Below are 19,089 nucleotides of genomic sequence, written 5' to 3' on the forward strand. Positions count from 1 at the left end.
CGGCCAGCCGCGCAACACAGTGTCACGGCCACGGCACAGGCCGGCGCGGGTGTGGGCCGAAATGCCGGCGCTGCCTGGCAAAACCGGCCCTGATCGGCCTCAAAACGACCCGATTCGCGGCTTTTGGCGGCGGAACGATGCTTGCTATTCCAGGCCTGAACGCCACCACGCCAGGCCATGCTGTCCACCCTTGCCACCCCCTGCCCGCCCGGGCCGCAGCCAGCGGCTGAGGCCGGCGCCGTGGTCACGGTGTCGGCGCCCGGCCGCCTGCACCTGGGCTTTCTGGATCCGGCCGGCAGCCTGGGCCGGCGCTTTGGCAGCGTGGGCCTGGTCATCGACGGCCCGGCCACCGAGCTGAGCCTGGGCCGCGCCGGGCACGATGCCGTGCTGGCCGGCACACCGGCCGCGCTGGCCGAGGCCGAGCGCGCCAGCGCCTGGCTGCACACGCTGCGCCAGCGCAGCGGCTGCCACGCGCCGCTGCGGCTGCAGCTGCACCAGGTGTTGCCAGCGCATGCCGGCTTCGGCTCGGGCACGCAGCTGGCGCTGGCGCTGGGCCGCGCCTTTGCCCGCCTGCATGGCCTGGCGCTCGATTCGGCCACGCTGGCGCACTGGCTGGGCCGCGGCCTGCGCTCGGGCATCGGCATCGCCGGCTTCGACCAGGGCGGCCTGCTGCTCGATGGCGGCCCCGGCGCCGATGGCCGCCCCGCGCCGCTGCTGGCGCGCCTGGCCCTGCCCGAGGCCTGGCGCGTCGTGCTCGTGCTCGATCCGGCCCACCGCGGCCTGTCGGGCCCGCAAGAGCGCAGCGCCATGGCCAGCCTGCCGCCGCTGCCGCAGGCCCTGGCCGCTGACATCTGCCACCAGGTGCTGATGCGCGTGCTGCCCGGCGCGGCCGGCCAGGATTTCGCGCTGTTTGCCGCCGGCGTGACCGGCATGCAGCAGCGCCTGGGCGCGCACTTCGCGGCCGCCCAGGGCGGCAGCGCCTACACCAACCCGGCCGTGGGCCGGCTGCTGCACTGGATGGCCGACAGCGAAGCCGGCATTGAATCCGGCAGCGGCAACGGCATCGGTACCAGCAACGCCAGCACGGCCGCTGCCGGCATCGGCCAGAGCTCCTGGGGGCCCACCGGCTTTGCCATCGTCGAATCACAGGCCCGGGCCGAGGCCCTGTGTGCCGCCGCACGCCGGGCCGGCCTGGTGGCGCCCGGCCTCGTGCTGCAGATCACCCGGCCGCGCCAGCGCGGCGCCGAGGTGGCCGTGCAGGCCGCTGGTGCGCCAAGCCCGCGTGCGCTGCCCGCCGCCCAGCCGGTGGCCTGAGCGGCCAGGCCGCCCGCCGCCGCCCCGCCCGCCTCGCCCGATCCACCCCCGATCCACTCTCACTGGCGCCCCAGCCGCTGGAACCCCCGATGGAACGCCGCCACATCCTGCACCTGTTCACCCCCGGCCGGCAGGCCAGCCCCTTTGACGTGAACATGGCCGCCGACGCCGGCTACGACCTGGTGGTGCCCTACTGCCAGGTGGACGCCGACGGCGTGGCCGCGATGACCCAGGACGCCATCTTCTCGCGCGGCCCCAAGGGCGTGGCGCGCACCGGCATCTTCATCGGCGGGCGCGATGCACTGCTGGCGGCCGACATGCTGGCGCGCGCCCAGGCGGCGATGGTGCCGCCCTTCAGCGTGTCGCTGATGGCCGACCCGAGCGGTGCCTACACCACCGCCGCGGCCATGCTGGCCTGCGTGGAAGCCGCGCTGCAGCAGCGCCACGGCCAGGGCCTGGCCGGGCAGCAGGTGCTGGTGCTGGGCGGCACCGGGCCGGTGGGCCGCGTGGCCGCCGTGCTGGCGGCCCAGGCCGGTGCCCGAGTGCGCCTGGCCAGCCACCGCGGCCGCCCGCATGCCGACGCCGCGGCGGCCGAGACCGCGCAGCGCTTTGGCGTGCCGATCGACGGCGCCTCCACCGCCGACGCCGCCGCGCTGGCCGAGGCCCTGGCCGGCACCGATCTGCTGCTGGCCTGCGCCGCGGCCGGCGTGCAGGTGGTGGACGCCAGCGCGCTGCAGCAGGCCGTGCGGCTGAAGGTGGCGGCCGATGTCAACGCCGTGCCACCGGCCGGCATTGCCGGCGTTGGCGTGATGGACCAGCAGCAGCCGCTGGCCGGCAGCGGCGCGGTGGGCATCGGTGCGCTGGCCATCGGCAACGTCAAGTACCAGACCCAGCACCGCCTGCTGCTGCAGATGCGCGAGGCCAGCCGCCCGGTGGTGCTGGGCTTTGCCGAGGCCCTGCACACCGCGCGCAGCTGGCTGGCCGAGCAACCTGCCGCGCCCTCGCGCTGAGCCGGCCGGGCGCATGGCCGTGCTGGCGGTGGCGGGCCTGTCGGCCCGGGCAATGGCCGAGGCCGCGGCCCGCGACGGCCTGCGCGTGGTGGCGCTCGACCTGTTTGGCGACCGCGACACGCGCCGCGCCAGCCAGGCCTGGCGCTGCATCGGCGATGCCGACACGCTGCGCATCGACCCCGCCCGCCTGCTGCCGGCGCTGCAGGCACTGGCGCGCGATGGCGACGTGCTGGGCTGGGTGGCCGGCAGCGGCTTCGACGACCAGCCCGAGCTGCTGGCCGCCGGCGCCGCGGTGCTGCCGCTGCGGGGCACCGCGCCCGAGGCCGCGGCGCGGGTGCGCGATGCGCGCCAGTTCTTCGGTCTGCTCGACGCGCTGCAGGTGCCCCATCCCGAGGTGCGCTGGCAGCGCCCGGCCACGCCCCAGGGCTGGCTGCTGAAAAACGCCCGCGGCTGCGGCGGCTGGCACATCCGCCCGGCCAGCGCGGTGGGCAGTGCCCAGCCGCCCGAGCACCACCTGTACCAGCGCCAGGTGGCCGGCACGCCGATGTCGCTCACCTTCCTGGCCAATGGCCGCGCCGCGCGGGTGCTGGGCTGCAACCGGCTGCTGGTGCAGGCCATGGGTGGCCACCCCTTCGTCTTCTGTGGTGCGATCGGGCCGGTGCCCTGCCCGCCCGCCGTGGCGGCGCAGGCCGGCGCGGCCCTCGAGCGGCTGGTGCCGGCACTGGCGCTGCAGGGCCTGGGCAGCCTCGACTTCATGCTGCACGAGGGCCAGATGCTGGTGCTCGAGATCAATGCCCGGCCGCCGGCCAGCATGGCGCTGTACCCGCAGGTGCAGGGCGAGGGCCTGATGCAGGCCCATCTGCGCGCCTGCATGCAGGGCCGCTTGCCGGCGCTGGCGACAGTGCCACCCCACTTGCTGGCCCACTTGCCGGCCCACTCGCCAGCCCACTCGCCAGCCCACGCGCCGACACCCACGCCGCCCTGCACGCCGCACGCCGGCCCGGCGGCCACGCGGGCGGCGCCGGTGCGCGGCATCGAGATCGTGCATGCGCCGCGCGCGCTGCGGCTGGACGACAGCGCGGCGCGCTGGCTGGCCCGGCGCGGCGATGTGCACGACGTGCCAGCGCGCGCCACCCGCTTTGCCGCCGGCCATCCGGTGTGCAGCGTCAGCGCGGCCGGGCGCGACGCCGCCACCGTGCGCCGCCAGCTGCGCCGCACCCGAGACGACCTGCTGCTGCAACTCGAGGCTCCGCCATGACCGCCCCCCGCCCCACCCACCCCTCCCAGGCCACCGAGGCCGGCCCCCACGCCGTGCCGCAGCCGGCGCCCAGCGTCAACGCGCTGGCGCGCCCGGCGCTGGCGCGGCTGCTGGACCAGGCCGATGCCCTGCGCGTGCAGGTGGCGCCCGGGCCTTCGGGCGTGTGCCTGGTGGATGCCGGCATCGCCTGCCGCGGCAGCGTCGAGGCCGGCCTGCTGATTGCCGAGATCTGCCTGGGGGGCCTGGGCCAGGTGCGGCTGCGCGCCGATGGTCACGCGGCCTGGCCCGGCTGGGTCGAGGTCAACAGCGCCCAGCCGGTGCTGGCCTGCCTGGGCAGCCAGTACGCCGGCTGGAGCCTGGCCGCCAGCAAGGACGAAACCGGCGGCCGCAGGTTCTTCTCGCTGGGCTCGGGGCCGGCCCGCGCGCTGGCCGCCAAGGAGCCGCTGTTTGCCGAGCTGGGCTACCGCGACCGGGCCGATGCCGGCGTGCTGGTGCTCGAGGTCGACCGCCTGCCGCCGCCGGTGATCGTGGACAAGCTGCTGCGCGACTGCGCGCTGCCGGCCAGCGCGCTGACGCTGATCCTCACCCCCACCACCAGCCTGGCCGGCATCACCCAGGTGGTGGCCCGCGTGCTGGAGGTGGCGCTGCACAAGGCCCACCAACTGGGCTTTGCGCTGGCCGACATCGTCAGCGGCTCGGCCACCGCGCCGCTGCCGGCGCCCTGTGCCGACGGCGTGATGGCCATGGGCCGCAGCAACGACGCCATCCTCTACGGCGGACGCGTGCACCTGACGGTGAGCGGCAGCGATGCCGCGGCACGCGACCTGGCGGCCCGCCTGCCGTCGTGCAACTCGGCCGCGCATGGCCGCTCGTTTGCCGAGATATTCAGCGCCGCCGACCACGACTTCTACAAGATCGACGGCGCGCTGTTTGCGCCGGCCCAGGTGTGGGTCAGCAACCTCGACAGCGGCAACACCTGGCAGGGCGGCGGCACCCGCCTGGATCTGCTGCAAAGCCTGTGGCTGGGGGCCGGCCAGTGAGCGGCCCGCGCATCGCGCTGCTGGCCGACGAGCGCGGCTGGCACACCCGCCAGCTGCAGGCCGCGCTGCGTGCGCGCGGCGCCAGCGGCCACTGCGTGGACCTGGCCGACTGCCACATCGACACCACGGCCAGCCGCCACGGCCTGGTTCTGCCGGGCTTTGGCCGCGGCCTGCCCGATGCGGCCCTGGTGCGCGGCATTGCCGGCGGCAGCTTCGAGCAGGTGACCAAGCGCCTGGGCGTGCTGCACGCGCTGCGCGAGCTGGGCGTGCCGGTCTACAACGACGCCCGGGCCATCGAGCGCAGCGTCGACAAGTCGATGACCAGCCTGCTGCTGCATGCGGCCGGCATTCCCGGCCCGGCGACCTGGGCCACCGAGTCGCAGGCCCAGGCCCAGCGCATCACGATGCGCGAGGCCGCGCGCGGCCATGCGCTGGTGCTCAAGCCGCTGTTCGGCTCGCAGGGCCATGGCCTGCAGCGGGTGGGCCAGGTGGACGGCGTGTTCCAGCCGGTGCCCGAGCTGGCCACGGCCTATGGCGGCCTGGCCTATCTGCAGCGCTACGTGCCGCCGCTCGAGGAGCCGGGCTTCGACTGGCGGGTGCTGGTGGTGGGCGGGCGGGCGGTGGCGGCGATGCGGCGGGTCAGCCGGCACTGGGTGCACAACATCGCGCAGGGCGCCCAGGCCATGCCGGCGGTGCTGACCCCGGCTCTGGCCGAGCTGGCCGAGCGCAGCACCCAGGCGCTGGGGCTCGATTACGCCGGCATCGACCTGCTGCCCGCCGCCCGCGGCGCACCGCTGCAGGTGATCGAGGCCAATGGCGTGGCCGCCTGGCAGGGCCTGCAGCGCGTCACCGGCTTCAACATCGCCCGCGTGCTGGTCGACGACCTGCTGGACCGCCGCCTGGCCGGCGCGCGCGCGCGGTGCCCGGTGCCGCAGCTGGCGCCAGGGGCATGAGCGCGCCGCGTCGCGCCCAGGCGCGCACCCCTGAGCGCGCAGCGCCGGGGGGCGTCCAGTGATCCGCACGGCCGGCATCCGCGACGCCTTCGTGCAGGCCTGCGCGCTGGATGTGGCGGTGCGCAAGCCCGGCAATGTGAGCCACGCCTCACCGGGCCACGGCATGCAGGCGGCGCAGTTCGAGGCCAGCGCCGAGGCCGCCGCGGGCCCGCTGTGCCGTGCCGGGGCCAGCGTGGGCCAGCGCATCGTGACGGCCCAGGCGGCCTCGTGGCGGGCGGCCGGCTGCAATACCAATCTCGGCATCGTGCTGCTGTGCGCGCCACTGGCGGCGGCCGCTGAGCAATGTCTGGCGGCGGCCGCTGAGCAAAGTCTGGCCGCGGCCGCCGAACACGGCCTCGCCGCGGCGGCACGGCCACCCTGGGCCGGCGCGGCCGCGCCGGCGGTGGCCCAGCCACCGCCGCAGCCGCTGCAGCCAGCCGGCCTGCGCGCGGCGCTGCAGCAGGTGCTGGGCGCGCTCGACCGCCACGACGCACAGGCCGCCTTCACGGCCATTGCCGCCGCGCAGCCGGGCGGCCTGGGCGAGGCACCCACGCAGGATGTGCACGGCCCGGCCACGCTGGGCCTGCGCGCCGCCATGGCCCTGGCCGCCGAGCGCGACCGCATCGCGCGCCAGTACCGCGACGGCTTTGCCGACCTGTTCGACACCGCGCTGCCGGCCTGGGCCGCAGCCTGCGGTGGCCAGCCGCTGGCGCCACCGCCGTGGGCCGGGCCGGGTGGCGACGCGGCGGGCCACCGCGCCGTGCTGCGCCTTTACCTGGCGCTGCTGGCGCGCTGGCCCGATTCACACATTGTGCGAAAGCACGGCGAGGCCGTGGCACACACTGTCATGGCGCTGGCGCAGGGCTGGCAGCGGCGTGCGGCCAGCGACGACACCGCCGCACTGGCCTGCGAACTGGCCCAGTGGGACCAGAGCCTCAAGCACCAGGGCCTGAACCCCGGCACCACGGCCGATTTGACCGTGGCAACCCTGATGCTGGCGGCCTTGATCCACCCTGCGCCGGGCCCTGGCCCGCAAGCGGCCGACAGCAGCACGCGTCGCCTGCGTGCATGGCACGGAACGTGATATGGCCAAGGCACTCTGGCCCGTGTTGAGGCCAGCGTCGTCTCGACTCCACAACCCAACGCAGGAGACCAGCAAACCATGGCCAGGATCAATCACATGATGGTGGGCGAATCGCTCGTCGGCGAGGGCAACGAAGTAGCCCACATCGACCTGCTCATCGGCCCGCGCGGCAGCCCCGCCGAAACCGCCTTCGCCAACGCCCTCGTCAACAACAAGGACGGCTTCACCTCGCTGCTGGCGGTGGTGGCGCCCAACCTGCTGACCAAGCCGTCCACGGTGATGTTCAACAAGGTCACCATCAAGGGCGCCAAGCAGGCGGTGCAGATGTTCGGCCCGGCCCAGCGCGGCGTGGCCATGGCGGTGGCCGATTCGGTCGAAGACGGCACCATTCCGGCCGACGAGGCCGACAACCTGTTCGTCAGCGTGGGCGTGTTCATCCACTGGCTCGCCGAGGACGACAAGAAGATCCAGGACTACAACTACCAGGCCACCCGCGAGGCCATCAAGCGGGCCGTCGGCGGCCTGCCCACCGCCGCCCAGGTGGTGGCCCAGAAGGGCACGGCCGCCCATCCGTTTGCGGCCCACCTGTAAAGACACGCGCCGGCCGCGGCCGGCGCTGTCGCCATGCGTCCGCCCGCCCGCGTCAGCCGCGTGGCGGGCGGGCTTTTGTCGGGCCTGCTCAGCGCTGGCCCGGCACCAGGCCGCTGCCCAGCAGGCGCAGCACCGCGGCCTGGCGTGCACCCGGGCCCTCGTGGCCACCAGCACGGCGGCTGGCCTGGCGCTCGATCTGCACACCCACCGCTTCGACATCGGCAAACTTGCGTGGCTTGGTCACGCGCACACGCACCCAGGCAGCATGAAACTCCTCGATCAGGATGCTGGCCATCTGCTCGGCCAGGGCCTCGAGCAGCTGCAGCCGGTGCTCGGCCAGCAGGCGCAGCAGGCGCTCGCGCACCTCGCCGTAGTCGATGGTGTCGGCAATGCGGTCGGTGTCGCAGGCCAGTGCACGCGGCAGCCCGGCCTGCAGGTCGATGCGCAGCGGCTGCGGCGCGTGCAGCTCGCTCGGATGGATGCCGATCACGGTCTGGCCGAGCAGGCCGTCGATGAAGATCAGGTCCAGCGCCCGGCCGGTGGCCGGGGCCGTGTCGGCGCGTGGGCTGCCGGGGGCCGGCCAGGCGTTCTGGTCGCTCCAATGCGGGGTCATCCGTGGGGTCTCCTGGGGTCGTTTGTGCGTGGATGGCGTGGCACGCGCCGTGGCGCGGCGGCCAGCCAGTGCAATATGCGGGCCACGCGCGGCCGCGCCGGCTGCAGCGCCACCGCCAGGCGCCGTCTATCGTGGTGGTACCCGTGTTTAACCGGGTGTCCGTCCGGCAACGCCGACCCAGAATGCCTGCTGAGCAGGGCCTGCTGTCACCGGGCCCGCCGGAGATCACCATGGCGTTGAGCTTGTCCAGCGAATCCAGCAGTGCCGACCAGCACGCCGAGCGCATCCTGAACGTGGTGCGCGTGGGTGCCAGCGGTGGCGGCAACGAGGTCTTGCTGCGCTCCTGGGACCGCTGCCTCAACGACTACCGGCTCGACCCGGCCAAGCGCCGCGATCCGCTGCTGGTGTCGCAGGCCTCCCTGGAAGAGCGCTGCGCACGCCAGGCCGATGTCATCGACTGCGCCCGCTACGAGATGACCACGCTGTACCAGCAGCTGGCCGACCCCGAGATGGCCGTGGTGCTGACCGACACCGACGGCGTCATCATCCACATGGTGTCCTCGCCCGAGTTTGCGGCCGAGGCCGCCTTTCTGGGCCTGCAGTGCGGCGGCGTGTGGAGCGAGAACCAGGCCGGCACCAATGGCATGGGCACCTGCCTGGCCGCCGCGGCGCCGGTGTCGATCCGCCGCGAAGACCACTTCTTCAGCGACTTCACCCAGCTCACCTGCTCGGCCGTGCCGGTGTTCGATCCGGCGGGCCGCATCACCGCGGTGCTGGATGTCACCAGCCGGTCCAGCCTGATGCAGCAGCATCTGCTGGTGCTGCTGGGCATGACCGCGCGCATGATCGAGAACCGCCTGATCGATCAGCGTTTCCGTGACGCGCATCCGCTGCACTTCCACAGCCGGCCCGAGTTCGTCTACACGCTGCACGAGGGCAAGCTGGCCATCGGCAACGATGGCCGCGTGCTGGCCGCCAACCGCAGCGCGCTGTTCCAGCTGGGCCTGCAGTCGATGGACCAGATCCGCAGCCAGCGTGTCGACGAGCTGTTCCAGAGCTCGCTCGAGGACATGCTGGTGCGCAGCTCCTCGTCCTCGTACCACCCGGTGGTGACCTACCGCGCCGGGGCCTCGTCGCGCTTTTTCGCCGTGGCCCGGCAGCCGGCCACGGCCCTGGTGGCCGGCAGCGGCCCGCGGGGCGCCATCGGGCCGGTGGCGCACCTGGCACCGGGCGGCCAGGCCGGCCAGATGCCGGGTGCCGAGCTGGTGGCCGCGGCGCGGCCGCGCCCCGCGGCGGCCCGTGGCGGCAGCGGGCTGGGCACCTTCCAGGACGCCCGGCTGCAGGCCCATCTGCAAACCGCCCGGCGGGTCATCGGCCGGCAGACGCCGGTGCTGCTGTGCGGCGAAACCGGCGCCGGCAAAGAGGTGTTTGCGCGTGCGGTGCACGAGGGCAGCCCGCATGCGGCCGGCGCCTTCGTGGCCGTCAACTGCGCCAGCCTGCCCGAGACCCTGATCGAGTCCGAGCTGTTCGGCTACCGCGCCGGCGCCTTCACCGGGGCGCAGCGCACCGGCCGCCGCGGCAAGATCCTGCAGGCCGATGGCGGCACGCTGTTTCTCGACGAGATCGCCGACATGCCGCTCGAGCTGCAGGCCCGGCTGCTGCGCGTGCTCGACGAGCGCCAGGTCACGCCGCTGGGCACCGAGGACACCCTGCCGGTCGACTTCCAGCTCATCAGCGCCAGCCACCAGCACCTGCCCACCATGGTCAGCGAAGGCCGCTTCCGCGAAGACCTGTACTACCGCCTGGCCGGCATCGAGCTGCAGCTGCCGCCGCTGCGCGAGCGCAGCGACCGGCAGGAGATCATCCGCGCCACGCTGGTGGCCGAGGCCGGCGCCGAGGCCCAGCTCAGCCCGATGGCGCTGCAGCGCCTGATGAGCCACCCCTGGCCCGGCAATGTGCGCCAGCTGCGCCACGTGCTGCGCACCGCCGCGGCGCTGGCCGACGGCCAGACCATCGACTGCGAGCACCTGCCCGCGCTGCGCGTGCTGCCCGAACCCGCGGCCACCGGCCCCGGCCGCCTGGCCGCACCCGAGGCGCTGGCCGGCCCCGGCAGCGTGGCCACCCCCACCGCCCTGCCGCCGGCCGCCACCGCGGCAGCCCTGCCGGCCGCCGCCGGCCGCTTCAACCCGATCCAGGCCAACGAACGGCAGGTGCTGCTGCAGATGCTCGAGCAGTACCGCTGGAATGTCAGCAACGTGGCCAAGGCCCTTGATGTCAGTCGCAACACCCTCTACCGCAAGCTCCACAAGCTCGACATCGACGTCTGCCCGCCCGAGCCCCGCTGAGGCCGACCCCGGCCGCGGTGACGCGCCCGGCCCGGCCACGCCGGCCCGCCCGCGTTTTGCCTGGTGCGTCACCGGCTCGGGGCACTACCTCGAAGAATCGATGGCGCTGGCCGCGCGCCTGCCCGATGTCGATCTGTTTCTCTCCGCCGCGGCCGAAGAGGTGCTGCCGCTGTACAAGCTGCGCATCGACACCCTGAAGCAGCGCTTTCGCGTGCTGCGCGACACCACCGCCAGCGGCGTGCCGGTGGGCATGCTCTACGACGGCAGCTACCACACCGTGGTGGTGGCGCCGGCCACCAGCAACACGGTGGCCAAGTGCGCGCTGGGCATCAGCGACAGCCTGCCCACCAACATGTTTGCGCAGGCCGGCAAGCTGGGCATTCCGGGCATCGTGTTCGCGTGCGACACCGAGCCGGTGGTGGTGACCAAGTCGCCGCACGACTGGGTGACGCTGCGCCCGCGCCGCATCGAGCTGGACAACGTGGCGCGGCTGCGCGAGATCGATTTCTGCCAGGTGGTCTGCTCTCCCGATGAACTGGCCGCCGCGCTCGAGGCCCGGCTGCACGCTTTGGCCCTGGCATGGAACACATCCTCTTCCTGACCGGCCGGCTGGCCCAGCCGCAGCTCGAGCGGGTGCTGGCCGGCATCGACAACGCACCGTTCACCCACGAGGTGCGCGATCTCGGCCTGCAGGTGGCCGCCCTGATGACCGCCGACATGGTGCGCCGCCGCCTGGCCACGCCGGTGGCCGCGCAGCGCATCATCGTGCCGGGCCGCTGCCGTGGCGACCTCGAGGCCCTGAGCCGGCACTACGGCCTGCCGGTGCAGCGCGGGCCCGAGGAGCTGAAGGACCTGCCGCAGTTCTTCAACCGCCAGGCCCGGCCGGTCGACCTGAGCCAGACCGGCAGCCTGCTGTTTGCCGAGATCGTTGACGCACCGCGCCTGTCGGTGGCGCAGATCGTCGAGCGCGCGCTGGCCCTGCGGGCCGAAGGCGCCGACGTGATCGACCTCGGCGGCCTGCCGCAGACGGCGTTTGGCCACCTGGCCGAAAGCGTGCAGGCGCTCAAGGCCTGCGGGCTGCGGGTCAGCGTCGATTCGGTCAACACCGACGAGCTGCGCCTGGGCGCGCGCGCCGGTGCCGACTACCTGCTGAGCCTGAGCCTCGACACGCTGTGGCTGGCCGACGAGGTGGCGGCCACGCCGGTGCTGATCCCGCGCGAGCCGGCCGACGAGGCCTCGCTCGATGCCGCGATCGCGCAGTTGCAGCGGCGCGGCCGGCCGTTCCTGGCCGACCCGATCCTCGACCCGATCCCGTTCGGCTTTGCCGCGTCGATCACGCGTTACCACCGGCTGCGCCAGTGCCACCCCGAGGTGGCGATCATGATGGGCGTGGGCAATCTCACCGAGCTGACCGAGGCCGACACCAGCGGCATCAATGCGCTGCTGTTCGGCATTGCCGCCGAGCTGGGCGTGGCGGCGGTGCTGACCACCCAGGTCAGCGCCCATGCCCGCCGCGCCGTGCGCGAGGCCGACTGGGCGCGCCGCATCATGCATGCCGCGGTGCGCCACGGCGCCTTGCCCAAGGGCCTGTCGCCGGCGCTGATGACGGTGCACGACAAGCACCCCTTCCCCGACACGCCGGCCGAGATTGCCGCCACCGCCGCCCAGGTGCGTGACCCCAACTTCCGGGTGCAGGTGGCCGCCGATGGCCTGCATGTCTACAACCGCGACGGCCTGCGCCAGGGCCCCGACCCGTTCACGCTGTGGCCGCGGCTGGGCCTGCACGACGACGCCGCCCATGCCTTCTACATGGGCGTGGAACTGGCGCGCGCCGAGATCGCCTGGCGTCTGGGCAAGCGCTATGTGCAGGACCAGCCGCTCGACTGGGGCTGCGCGGTCGAACGCGCGGCCGAGCCGCTGGAGGGCTGGTGCGCGCCGGGCAGCACGCGGGCGGCGGGTGCGGCGGCGGGTGCTGCCGCGGGTGCGCCCTCGGGTGCGACGGCGGCGGGCGCGTGCGCCGGCGCGCCCGCCGTTCCCGCTGCCAATCCCGGTGCCACTCCCGGTGCCACTCCCGGTGCCACTCCCGCCGCCATCCCCACTGCCATCCCCGCCGCACCATGAACGACAGCATCTTCGAGGCCGTGGTCAGCACCCGTTCGCCGGCCGGGCGCGACCACCTGGCGCCGATGGGCGTGCGCTGGCAGCCCGAGGGCGTGGTGCTGATGCCGTTCAAGCCCTCCACCACGCTGGACAACATCCTGGCCAGCGGGGTGGCGGTGCTCAACCTGGTCACCGATGCGCGGGTGTTTGCCGGCTGCGTGACCGGCCGCCGCGACTGGCCGCTGCGGCCCGCCACGCAGGTGCTTGGCGCCTACCTGGCCTGCGCGCTGCGGCATGTGGAGCTGCGGCTCGACCATCAGCACGACGACGGCCAGCGCCCGGTGCTGCACATGCGCACGCTGCACGACGCCACCCATGCGCCGTTCCAGGGCCTGAACCGGGCCCAGGCGGCGGTGCTGGAGGGCGCCATCCTCGTCAGCCGCCTGCACCTGCTGCCGGCGGCCAAGGTGGATGCCGAACTGGCCTACCTGCAGATCGCCATCGACAAGACCGCCAGCCCGGCCGAACACGAGGCCTGGGGCTGGCTGCGCGAGGCCGTGGCGCGGCACCGCGCTGCAGCCGGCACCGCACCCGGCGCCGCACCCGGCGCCGCACCCGGCGCGATTGCGGCCAGCGGCCAGGCAAGCCTTGCGGTGCCCATGGCCCGTCGCGAGCCGGCCCAGGCTGTTTCGGACAAGGCCGCTGTCCAGCCGCGCGGTGGCTAGCCTCAACCACAGCTTGTCAGGCCCTCTGATGCACCAGAACCCTCCGCTGCGCCTGCTGGTCAGCGTGCGCAGCGTCGACGAAGCCCGGCTGGCCTGCGCCGCCGACATCGACTACATCGACCTGAAGGAGCCCGGCGCCGGCGCCCTGGGTGGCCTGCCCCTGCCCACGGTGCGGGCGGTGAGCCAGGCGCTGCGCGCGGCGGGCTGGTCGCGCCCGGTCAGCGCCACCATCGGTGATCTGCCGCTGCAGCCGCTGCAGGCGGTGCTGGAGCGGGTGGCCGCGGTGGCCGATTGCGGGGTCGACTATGTCAAGGTCGGCATCCCGCCGGGGCCGGGCGCCGCTGCCGCGCTGCAGGCCCTGGCGGCCGGGCCCTCGACGGTGGTGCCGGTGTTCATTGCCGAGCAGGGCCTGCCCGAGGACCTCACCACGCTGGCCTGCAGCCTGGGCTTTGCCGCGCTGATGGCCGACACCGCCGACAAGCTCGCCGGCAGCCTGCTCGACTGCGTGCCGCGGCCGCTGCTGCAGGCCTTTGTGGCGCGCGCGCGGGCGGCGGGCGTGCCGGTGGGCCTGGCCGGCGCGCTGCGCGCCAGCGATCTGCCGGCAGTGCAGGCCCTGGGTGCCAGCTTTGCCGGTTTTCGCAGCGCGGTGTGTGCCGGCCACCGCGCCGCGGCGCTGGATGCGCAGCGCCTGCAGGCGCTGCGCCAGTGGCAGCACGGCCGCGGCGCGCCGGCCTCAGCGCTCGGCGTGGCCTGAGACCCGGTGGCCACCCAGCAGCAGGGCGCGCATCTGCGCCAGCTCGTGCTTGTGCAGGATCTCGATCGGAAAGGCCGCGGTCTCTGACAGCTGCGCGAAATGCCCGTCCACCACGCCGGCCTCGCCCAGCTGGCCCAGCGAGCAGCGGTGGTCGACCAGGCATGACTTCACCAGCACCAGGCGTTCGGCGTTCAGGCCGCAGGCCAGCTCGAGGGCCATGCTGTCGGCGGTGTTGTCCCAGTTGGTCATGCGGTCGGGCTGGTCGCGCTGCATCTCGAAGGGCAGCCACAGCGCGGTCTGGCCCTTTTGCAGCACCTGGCGGATCTCGCGCTGGCTGGCGGCCAGGCGCAGCCCGGGGTTCAGCGCATGCAGCTGGTAGGCCACCTGGGCCATGGCCAGCACCGCCATGTTGTGCGCGGCCAGGTCATTGAACTGCCAGTGCGCCTGCACGCGGCGCACCTCGTCGGCAAAACGCGCGCCGCCGCAGACCACCGCCACGCGCCCGCCACCCAGGCGCACCAGCAGCTCCAGCCACTCGAGCAGCACCGGGTCGTCGCCCAGGCTGCCACCCAGCTTGACGATCCACATCAGCCACGCTCCTGCTGCCACAGCGCGGCCACCGCCACGCTGGGCGCGCACACCTGGGCCCAACGCGCCAGCCGGGCGGCTTGTTCGGGGCTGTCGGCGGCGATCGGCACCAGCGCGTCGACGTAGCGCTGCAGCCGCGGCCGCGGCGCCGTGGCGGCACCCGGCAGCGCGGCCCAGGCCTGGGCCAGCACATCGGGCAGCAGAAAGTCGCCGCAACCAGCGCTGACCACCTGACCCGGCCAGCCCGGTGCGGTGGCCGGCAGCCGCGCCAGCACACGCTGCAGCTGGCCGGCCAGCTCAGCCACCTGGCGCGCCCGCCAGGCCTGTGCAAAGCCCAGCCATTCGGCGGCGCTGCCCTCGCGGGCATCGAGCCCGATCATGCGCGCCAGCCGGGCCTGCGAGCCGGCCTGGTTCTTGAGGCCCTGGTCGGCGGCGGCCTGCTGGTCGTGGGCCGGGTCGAGCTCGCCGGTCAGGCGGTACACGTCGGCGCTGGTGGCAAACCATTCGTTCATCACGTTGTGCAGCTGGCCGCGCCAGGCAATGCGCGGGCCCAGGGCGCACAGCGGCGTGCGCACCACGCCGTGGTAGACCAGCTCGCCGCTGGCCAGGCGCTGGGCGTCGCTGCGGCTGGCACCCAGCACCTGGCCGCCGGCCAAGGCGATCAGGTCGGTGGTGGTGCTGCCGATGTCGACCAGCACGCCTTCGCCCAGGCCGGCCGCGGCATGGCGGGCGGTGGCCAGCCAGTTGGCCGAGGCGATGTGCGGCCACAGCGCCGCGGCGTGGCCGGGCGTGCACCAGCCGGCCTCGCCGGCAAACACCTGCAGCGCCGCGGCGTCGCGCGGGCGCAGGTCGGTGGCCAGCTGGGCGCTGATGCGGCGCACGCCGTCCTCGCGGTCGGCAAACAGGTCGGCCATCTCGCCGCTCATGGTCACGGCATGGTTGGCGCCGTCCAGCGCCGGCCAGCGCTGCCAGGCGGCCTGCAGCACGGCCTGCAGGTGCGACAGGCCCAGCCACAGCGTGCAGGGCCACTGCGCCAGGTCGTGCACGCGGCCGCCGCGCATCAGGCAGGCCTTGACATGGGCACCGCCGATGTCCCAGCCGATCAGCGCGCGCTCAGACATGGCCGGCCTTTGCCCGCGCCGGGCTGCCCAGGCCGGCTGGCGGCCCGACCGGTGGCGCCAGGCTGTGGATCCAGTCGGCCGCCAGGTTGCGACCCAGCGCCGCCGACAGGCCGTCGTAGGCGCAGGTCAGGCGCGGGTTCAGCTCGATGAACACCGCGCCTTCGCGGGCATGCCACACACAGTCGATGCCCACAAAGCCCAGCAGGCCGGGCACGGCGGCCACCACCCGGGCGGCCAGCGTGGCCAGCGGCGCATGGCGCGGATCGCCCGGGCCCAGGGCGCACAGGCTCACGCCGGCGTACGACACCTGGCCGGCGGCGTCCACCTCGATGTGCTGGCGGTTCACGCTGAGCAGCTCGAAGCCGGCGTGGCTGCACAGCAGCGACAGGCTCAGCGCCTCGCCATCCACCCAGGGCTCGAGCGTGCTGACCCTGCCGCTGGCGGCCCGCCGGGCCTGGTCGGCCAGGGCCGAAGCCAGGTCGTCATGGCGCCAGGTGGCCAGGGCGCCGGCACCGTCGTCGGGCTTGACCACCCAGCGGCCGGCCTGCGCCCCGGGCCCGAAGCGCCAGGGCGTCGGCACGCCGTGGCGCGCCAGGTGGCCCAGCGTGGCCTGCTTGCGGCTGGTGAGCGCGATGGCCGCCGGCGAGCAGCCCAGCCAGGCCTCGGCCGGCACCACCGCCTGCAGCCCGGCCAGCAGGCCGTCGGTCTCGGGCGCGATGACCCACACCAGCCCATGCCGGCGCGCCTGGCGGGCCACGAAGGCCTGCGCCGGCTCGCCCGGCGCAGGGGCCTGCACCCGCGCACCCGGCGGTGGTGCCGGCATGCCGCTGGCGCTGGCCACCACCACCTCGGTGTGCGGGCAGGCCAGCAGGTCGCGGGCCAGCGCATCGCGCATGGCCAGGCCGGCGGCCAGCAGCTCGGCGTCGTCGGCGGGCGCGGCGCCCAGGCCCGCGGCCAGCGGCGCCGCGCCACTAACATGCTCGTACACGAACACCTGTCTCATCGCCCGCCTCCCGTCTTGCCCATGCAGCTCATTCCGGTGATCGACCTGATGCACGGCCAGGTGGTGCGCGCCCGCGGCGGCCAGCGCGCGCTGTACCGGCCGATGCAGTCGCAGCTGTGCGCAGGCAGCGCACCGCTCGTGGTGGCCCGCGCGCTGCTGGCCCATTGCCGGACCGAGACGCTGTACCTGGCCGACCTGGATGCACTGACCGGCGGCGCGCCGCAGCAGGCGGTGCTGGCCAGCCTGCTGGCCGCGCTGCCGCGGCTGCAGCTGTGGCTGGATGCCGGCTTTGCCAGCGCGGCCGATGCCCGGCAGCTGCGCGACGCGCTGGGCGCCGATGGCGACCGCCTGGTGCCGGTGTTCGGCAGCGAATCGCTGCGCTCGGCGCAGGCGCTGGACGCTTGTTTCGGCCCCGCTGGCGCCTGGCAGGCGCAGGGCATCCTGTCGCTCGACCGGCGCGGCACCGAACTGCTCGACGCCGCCGGCTGCTGGCAAAGCCCCGGCCGCTGGCCGCAGCGGCTGATCGTGATGACGCTCGAGCGCGTGGGCTCCGGCGCCGGGCCCAACCTCGACACCCTGCGCTGGGTGCGCGAGCGCGCGCCGCAGGCCCTGCTGGCCGGTGCCGGCGGCCTGCGCGACGAGGCCGACCTGCAGGCCGCCGCGGCGGCCGGCGCCGATGCCTGGCTGGTGGCCAGTGCGTTGCACGATGGCCGGCTGGCGCCGCGCGGTGGCCACCGCACGTCATCCGGGCCCGGCGAGGGCTGAGCGGGGCCGGGCCGCCGCAGGCGCTGCGTGGATTGCATCGCCCGCTTGCATCACGTTTCGTGCCATCCGCAGAACCCCTGCCAGAACCCCCGCCAGCCCCCCGCCAAGGCCCCGGCCAGGGCCTGCCACGGCGTGGCAGCGGCCATAAACGTCACACAGTGTTGCGTTTTTGGCGGCTGGCGGCGGGGGCGGCCCGGGCGGTGAACGGCGGGACCGGGCGTGGCAGCCGGATGCGACAGCGGTGGCGACAGCGGTGGCGACAGCGGTGGCAACAAGGGGGCCGACACAACCGGCCGCCGGGGCGCGCAGCCGGGCGCGGCGCAATGGCATGTGGATTGCGAGGTGGGGCCCTGCATGAGCCTTGCCGCCAGCCCTCACTCGCTGCCCCCGGAGCCGTCCAGGCCGCTCTGGACCTGCCCGTTCTGCCCGCTGCTGTGCGACGAGGTCGACCCGGCGCAACCCGCCGCCGCCGACTGCGCGCTGCTGCAGCAGCGCCTGGCCGAGGTGCTGGCCACGCCCGAGGCCGAGGCCGGCGCGGCGGCCTGGGTGGCCGGCCAGCCCTGCGATCTGGCCACCGCCGTGGCGGCCGCCGCTGCCCACCTGGCCAACAGCCGCCAGCCGCTGCTGGCCGGCATGGGCACCGATGTGGCCGGGGCCCGTGCGCTGTACCGCCTGGCGGCACACACCGGCGCCATCTGCGACGCCGCGCATGGCGAGTCGCTGATGCAGTCCCAGCGCGCGCTGCAAGACCATGGCGGCTACAGCAGCACCCTGGGCGAGCTGCGCGAGCGCGCCGACCTGATCGTCTTCGTGGGCGGGCTGCAGCGAGACCTGGCGCCGCGGCTGTGGCGCCGCTGCGGCATCGGCCAGCCGATCGGCGTGGCGCCGGCGCTGCACCGCCACATCGTGCTGCTGGGCCCGGCCGAAGGCGACCTGGCGCTGTTGCAGGGCCTGCCGCACACCCGCGTGAGCAGCCTGCCGCTGCACGGCGGTTTGCCGGCGCTGCTGGCGCAACTGGCGATGCTGGTGCGCAGCCAGCCGCAGCCGGCGGCCGCGGCGCAGGATGCCGATGCGCCGCCTGCGTCACCCGACACCCCTGACACCTCGGACACCCCCGACACCCCCGACACCCCCGACACCCCCGACCACGCCGCACTGGCCCGGCTGGCCGCGCAGCTGCACGGCGCACGTTACGCCGTGTTCGTGGGTGCCAGCGCGCGCCTGCCGGCGCATGGCGCGCTGCTGATCGAGCAGGTGCAGCGCCTGGTCGGCGAGCTCAACCGCCGTGGCCGCGCGGCCAGTCTGTGGCTGGGCGGCAGCGGCGGCACCGGCACCGCCAACCAGGTGTTCACCTGGCTGTCGGGCCTGCCCTTGCGCAGCCGCGCCGGGCCGGCGGGCCTGGAGCATTCGCCGCAGCGCTTTGCCAGCGCCCGGCTGCTGGCCGATGGCGCGGTGGACGCGCTGCTGTGGGTGTCGAGCCTGGACGTCACGGCCCAGGCGCCACTGCCGCCCGCGGGCCAGGCGCTGCCCTGCATCTACCTGGCCCCCCCGGCGCTGGCGCCGCGCCAGGCGATGGCACCGCAGGCCATCTACATCCCGGTGGCCATGCCGGGCATCGACAGCGCCGGCCACCTGCTGCGCACCGACGGCACGGTGGTCAAGCCGCTGTTCGCCTTGCGCCCCAGCCGCCTGCCCGGCGTGGCCGAAGTGGCCTCGCGGCTGCTTGACGCCGTGCTGCGGCAGCGCGCCATGGCGGGGGTGGCGGCATGAGCCCGCCGGGCCGCCC

The 19,089-nt window shown here is 74.6% G+C and carries 17 protein-coding genes and 1 pseudogene; 14 read left to right on the forward strand and 4 right to left on the reverse strand.

Going from position 1 to position 19,089, the window contains the following annotated elements; translation table 11 throughout:
* Positions 1–177 precede the first annotated feature (177 nt).
* The 7 genes from N4G63_RS24070 (at position 178) to fae (ending at position 7,289) form a co-directional block, all read left to right on the forward strand.
* Complete coding sequence (locus N4G63_RS24070; protein ID WP_260790155.1) at positions 178–1,314, forward strand: beta-ribofuranosylaminobenzene 5'-phosphate synthase family protein; 1,137 nt, start codon at positions 178–180, stop codon at positions 1,312–1,314.
* Positions 1,315–1,403: 89 nt separating this feature from the next.
* Positions 1,404–2,324: an NAD(P)-dependent methylenetetrahydromethanopterin dehydrogenase gene (locus tag N4G63_RS24075; RefSeq protein WP_260790156.1), complete on the forward strand. Its 921-nt coding sequence runs from the start codon at positions 1,404–1,406 to the stop codon at positions 2,322–2,324.
* A 13-nt stretch (positions 2,325–2,337) separates the two neighbouring features.
* Complete coding sequence (locus N4G63_RS24080) at positions 2,338–3,582, forward strand: ATP-grasp domain-containing protein (RefSeq protein WP_260790157.1); 1,245 nt, start codon at positions 2,338–2,340, stop codon at positions 3,580–3,582.
* Positions 3,579–4,622, forward strand: coding sequence for a methenyltetrahydromethanopterin cyclohydrolase (gene mch / locus N4G63_RS24085; RefSeq protein WP_260790158.1), 1,044 nt, complete (start codon positions 3,579–3,581; stop codon positions 4,620–4,622). The genes N4G63_RS24080 and mch overlap by 4 nt, the downstream gene beginning before the upstream one ends.
* Positions 4,619–5,575, forward strand: coding sequence for an ATP-grasp domain-containing protein (locus N4G63_RS24090; RefSeq protein ID WP_314600240.1), 957 nt, complete (start codon positions 4,619–4,621; stop codon positions 5,573–5,575). The genes mch and N4G63_RS24090 overlap by 4 nt, the downstream gene beginning before the upstream one ends.
* Before the next feature lie 58 nt (positions 5,576–5,633).
* Positions 5,634–6,698, forward strand: coding sequence for a triphosphoribosyl-dephospho-CoA synthase (locus N4G63_RS24095; protein WP_260790160.1), 1,065 nt, complete (start codon positions 5,634–5,636; stop codon positions 6,696–6,698).
* Positions 6,699–6,776: 78 nt separating this feature from the next.
* Positions 6,777–7,289 carry a formaldehyde-activating enzyme gene (fae, locus tag N4G63_RS24100; protein ID WP_260790161.1) on the forward strand — a complete coding sequence of 171 codons (513 nt, stop codon included), beginning with the start codon at positions 6,777–6,779 and terminating at the stop codon, positions 7,287–7,289.
* A gap of 88 nt (positions 7,290–7,377) precedes the next feature.
* On the opposite strand, the gene N4G63_RS24105 is transcribed toward fae, so the two are convergent.
* Positions 7,378–7,902, reverse strand: a complete 525-nt coding sequence (locus N4G63_RS24105; protein WP_314600241.1) for a dihydroneopterin aldolase — start codon at positions 7,900–7,902, stop codon at positions 7,378–7,380.
* A gap of 230 nt (positions 7,903–8,132) precedes the next feature.
* On the opposite strand from N4G63_RS24105, the gene N4G63_RS24110 reads away from it, so the two are divergent.
* The 5 genes and pseudogenes from N4G63_RS24110 (at position 8,133) to N4G63_RS24130 (ending at position 13,826) form a co-directional block, all read left to right on the forward strand.
* Complete coding sequence (locus N4G63_RS24110; protein ID WP_260790162.1) at positions 8,133–10,247, forward strand: sigma-54-dependent Fis family transcriptional regulator; 2,115 nt, start codon at positions 8,133–8,135, stop codon at positions 10,245–10,247.
* The gene (locus tag N4G63_RS24115) at positions 10,174–10,848 is read left to right on the forward strand and encodes a flavoprotein (RefSeq protein WP_260790163.1); all 675 of its coding nucleotides are present in this window, start codon (positions 10,174–10,176) and stop codon (positions 10,846–10,848) included. The genes N4G63_RS24110 and N4G63_RS24115 overlap by 74 nt, the downstream gene beginning before the upstream one ends.
* Positions 10,827–12,368, forward strand: coding sequence for a DUF6513 domain-containing protein (locus N4G63_RS24120; RefSeq protein WP_260790164.1), 1,542 nt, complete (start codon positions 10,827–10,829; stop codon positions 12,366–12,368). Before N4G63_RS24115 ends, N4G63_RS24120 begins: the two co-directional genes overlap by 22 nt.
* Positions 12,365–12,937: pseudogene (locus tag N4G63_RS24125) on the forward strand (DUF447 domain-containing protein); the annotation flags it as partial. The gene N4G63_RS24120 and the pseudogene N4G63_RS24125, both read left to right, overlap by 4 nt.
* 163 nt (positions 12,938–13,100) lie before the next feature.
* Positions 13,101–13,826, forward strand: coding sequence for a (5-formylfuran-3-yl)methyl phosphate synthase (locus tag N4G63_RS24130; protein ID WP_260790165.1), 726 nt, complete (start codon positions 13,101–13,103; stop codon positions 13,824–13,826).
* On the opposite strand, the gene N4G63_RS24135 is transcribed toward N4G63_RS24130, so the two are convergent.
* From N4G63_RS24135 to N4G63_RS24145, 3 genes are read right to left on the reverse strand one after another with little or no spacing between them, the layout of a single operon-like run.
* The gene (locus N4G63_RS24135) at positions 13,806–14,414 is read right to left on the reverse strand and encodes an amino acid kinase family protein (protein ID WP_260790166.1); all 609 of its coding nucleotides are present in this window, start codon (positions 14,412–14,414) and stop codon (positions 13,806–13,808) included. The genes N4G63_RS24130 and N4G63_RS24135 overlap by 21 nt on opposite strands.
* Complete coding sequence (locus N4G63_RS24140) at positions 14,414–15,535, reverse strand: hydantoinase/oxoprolinase family protein (RefSeq protein ID WP_260790167.1); 1,122 nt, start codon at positions 15,533–15,535, stop codon at positions 14,414–14,416. The genes N4G63_RS24135 and N4G63_RS24140 overlap by 1 nt, the downstream gene beginning before the upstream one ends.
* Positions 15,528–16,538 carry an ATP-grasp domain-containing protein gene (locus N4G63_RS24145; protein WP_260790168.1) on the reverse strand — a complete coding sequence of 337 codons (1,011 nt, stop codon included), beginning with the start codon at positions 16,536–16,538 and terminating at the stop codon, positions 15,528–15,530. Before N4G63_RS24145 ends, N4G63_RS24140 begins: the two co-directional genes overlap by 8 nt.
* 21 nt (positions 16,539–16,559) lie before the next feature.
* Here N4G63_RS24145 and N4G63_RS24150 point away from each other — a divergent pair, with 21 nt between their 5' ends.
* Both N4G63_RS24150 and N4G63_RS24155 read left to right on the forward strand, forming a co-directional pair.
* On the forward strand, positions 16,560–17,303 hold the full coding sequence (locus N4G63_RS24150) for a HisA/HisF-related TIM barrel protein (RefSeq protein ID WP_260790169.1): 744 nt from the start codon (positions 16,560–16,562) through the stop codon (positions 17,301–17,303).
* A gap of 354 nt (positions 17,304–17,657) precedes the next feature.
* Complete coding sequence (locus N4G63_RS24155; RefSeq protein ID WP_260790170.1) at positions 17,658–19,073, forward strand: molybdopterin-binding domain-containing protein; 1,416 nt, start codon at positions 17,658–17,660, stop codon at positions 19,071–19,073.
* Positions 19,074–19,089: the final 16 nt, after the last annotated feature.

The organism is Aquabacterium sp. OR-4 (assembly GCF_025290835.2).
Taxonomy (GTDB): Bacteria; Pseudomonadota; Gammaproteobacteria; order Burkholderiales; family Burkholderiaceae_C; genus Pseudaquabacterium.

What these genes read in the sequence shown, in the direction of transcription:
- N4G63_RS24115 (WP_260790163.1), top strand. Translation starts at nt 10,174, where the DNA reads ATGTCAGTCGCAACACCCTCTACCGCAAGCTCCACAAGCTCGACATCG.
- N4G63_RS24110 (WP_260790162.1), top strand. Translation starts at nt 8,133, where the DNA reads ATGGCGTTGAGCTTGTCCAGCGAATCCAGCAGTGCCGACCAGCACGCC.
- mch (WP_260790158.1), top strand. Translation starts at nt 3,579, where the DNA reads ATGACCGCCCCCCGCCCCACCCACCCCTCCCAGGCCACCGAGGCCGGC.
- N4G63_RS24155 (WP_260790170.1), top strand. Translation starts at nt 17,658, where the DNA reads ATGAGCCTTGCCGCCAGCCCTCACTCGCTGCCCCCGGAGCCGTCCAGG.
- N4G63_RS24120 (WP_260790164.1), top strand. Translation starts at nt 10,827, where the DNA reads ATGGAACACATCCTCTTCCTGACCGGCCGGCTGGCCCAGCCGCAGCTC.
- N4G63_RS24105 (WP_314600241.1), bottom strand. Translation starts at nt 7,902, where the DNA reads ATGACCCCGCATTGGAGCGACCAGAACGCCTGGCCGGCCCCCGGCAGC.
- fae (WP_260790161.1), top strand. Translation starts at nt 6,777, where the DNA reads ATGGCCAGGATCAATCACATGATGGTGGGCGAATCGCTCGTCGGCGAG.
- N4G63_RS24135 (WP_260790166.1), bottom strand. Translation starts at nt 14,414, where the DNA reads ATGTGGATCGTCAAGCTGGGTGGCAGCCTGGGCGACGACCCGGTGCTG.
- N4G63_RS24145 (WP_260790168.1), bottom strand. Translation starts at nt 16,538, where the DNA reads ATGAGACAGGTGTTCGTGTACGAGCATGTTAGTGGCGCGGCGCCGCTG.
- N4G63_RS24130 (WP_260790165.1), top strand. Translation starts at nt 13,101, where the DNA reads ATGCACCAGAACCCTCCGCTGCGCCTGCTGGTCAGCGTGCGCAGCGTC.
- N4G63_RS24080 (WP_260790157.1), top strand. Translation starts at nt 2,338, where the DNA reads ATGGCCGTGCTGGCGGTGGCGGGCCTGTCGGCCCGGGCAATGGCCGAG.
- N4G63_RS24140 (WP_260790167.1), bottom strand. Translation starts at nt 15,535, where the DNA reads ATGTCTGAGCGCGCGCTGATCGGCTGGGACATCGGCGGTGCCCATGTC.
- N4G63_RS24150 (WP_260790169.1), top strand. Translation starts at nt 16,560, where the DNA reads ATGCAGCTCATTCCGGTGATCGACCTGATGCACGGCCAGGTGGTGCGC.
- N4G63_RS24075 (WP_260790156.1), top strand. Translation starts at nt 1,404, where the DNA reads ATGGAACGCCGCCACATCCTGCACCTGTTCACCCCCGGCCGGCAGGCC.
- N4G63_RS24070 (WP_260790155.1), top strand. Translation starts at nt 178, where the DNA reads ATGCTGTCCACCCTTGCCACCCCCTGCCCGCCCGGGCCGCAGCCAGCG.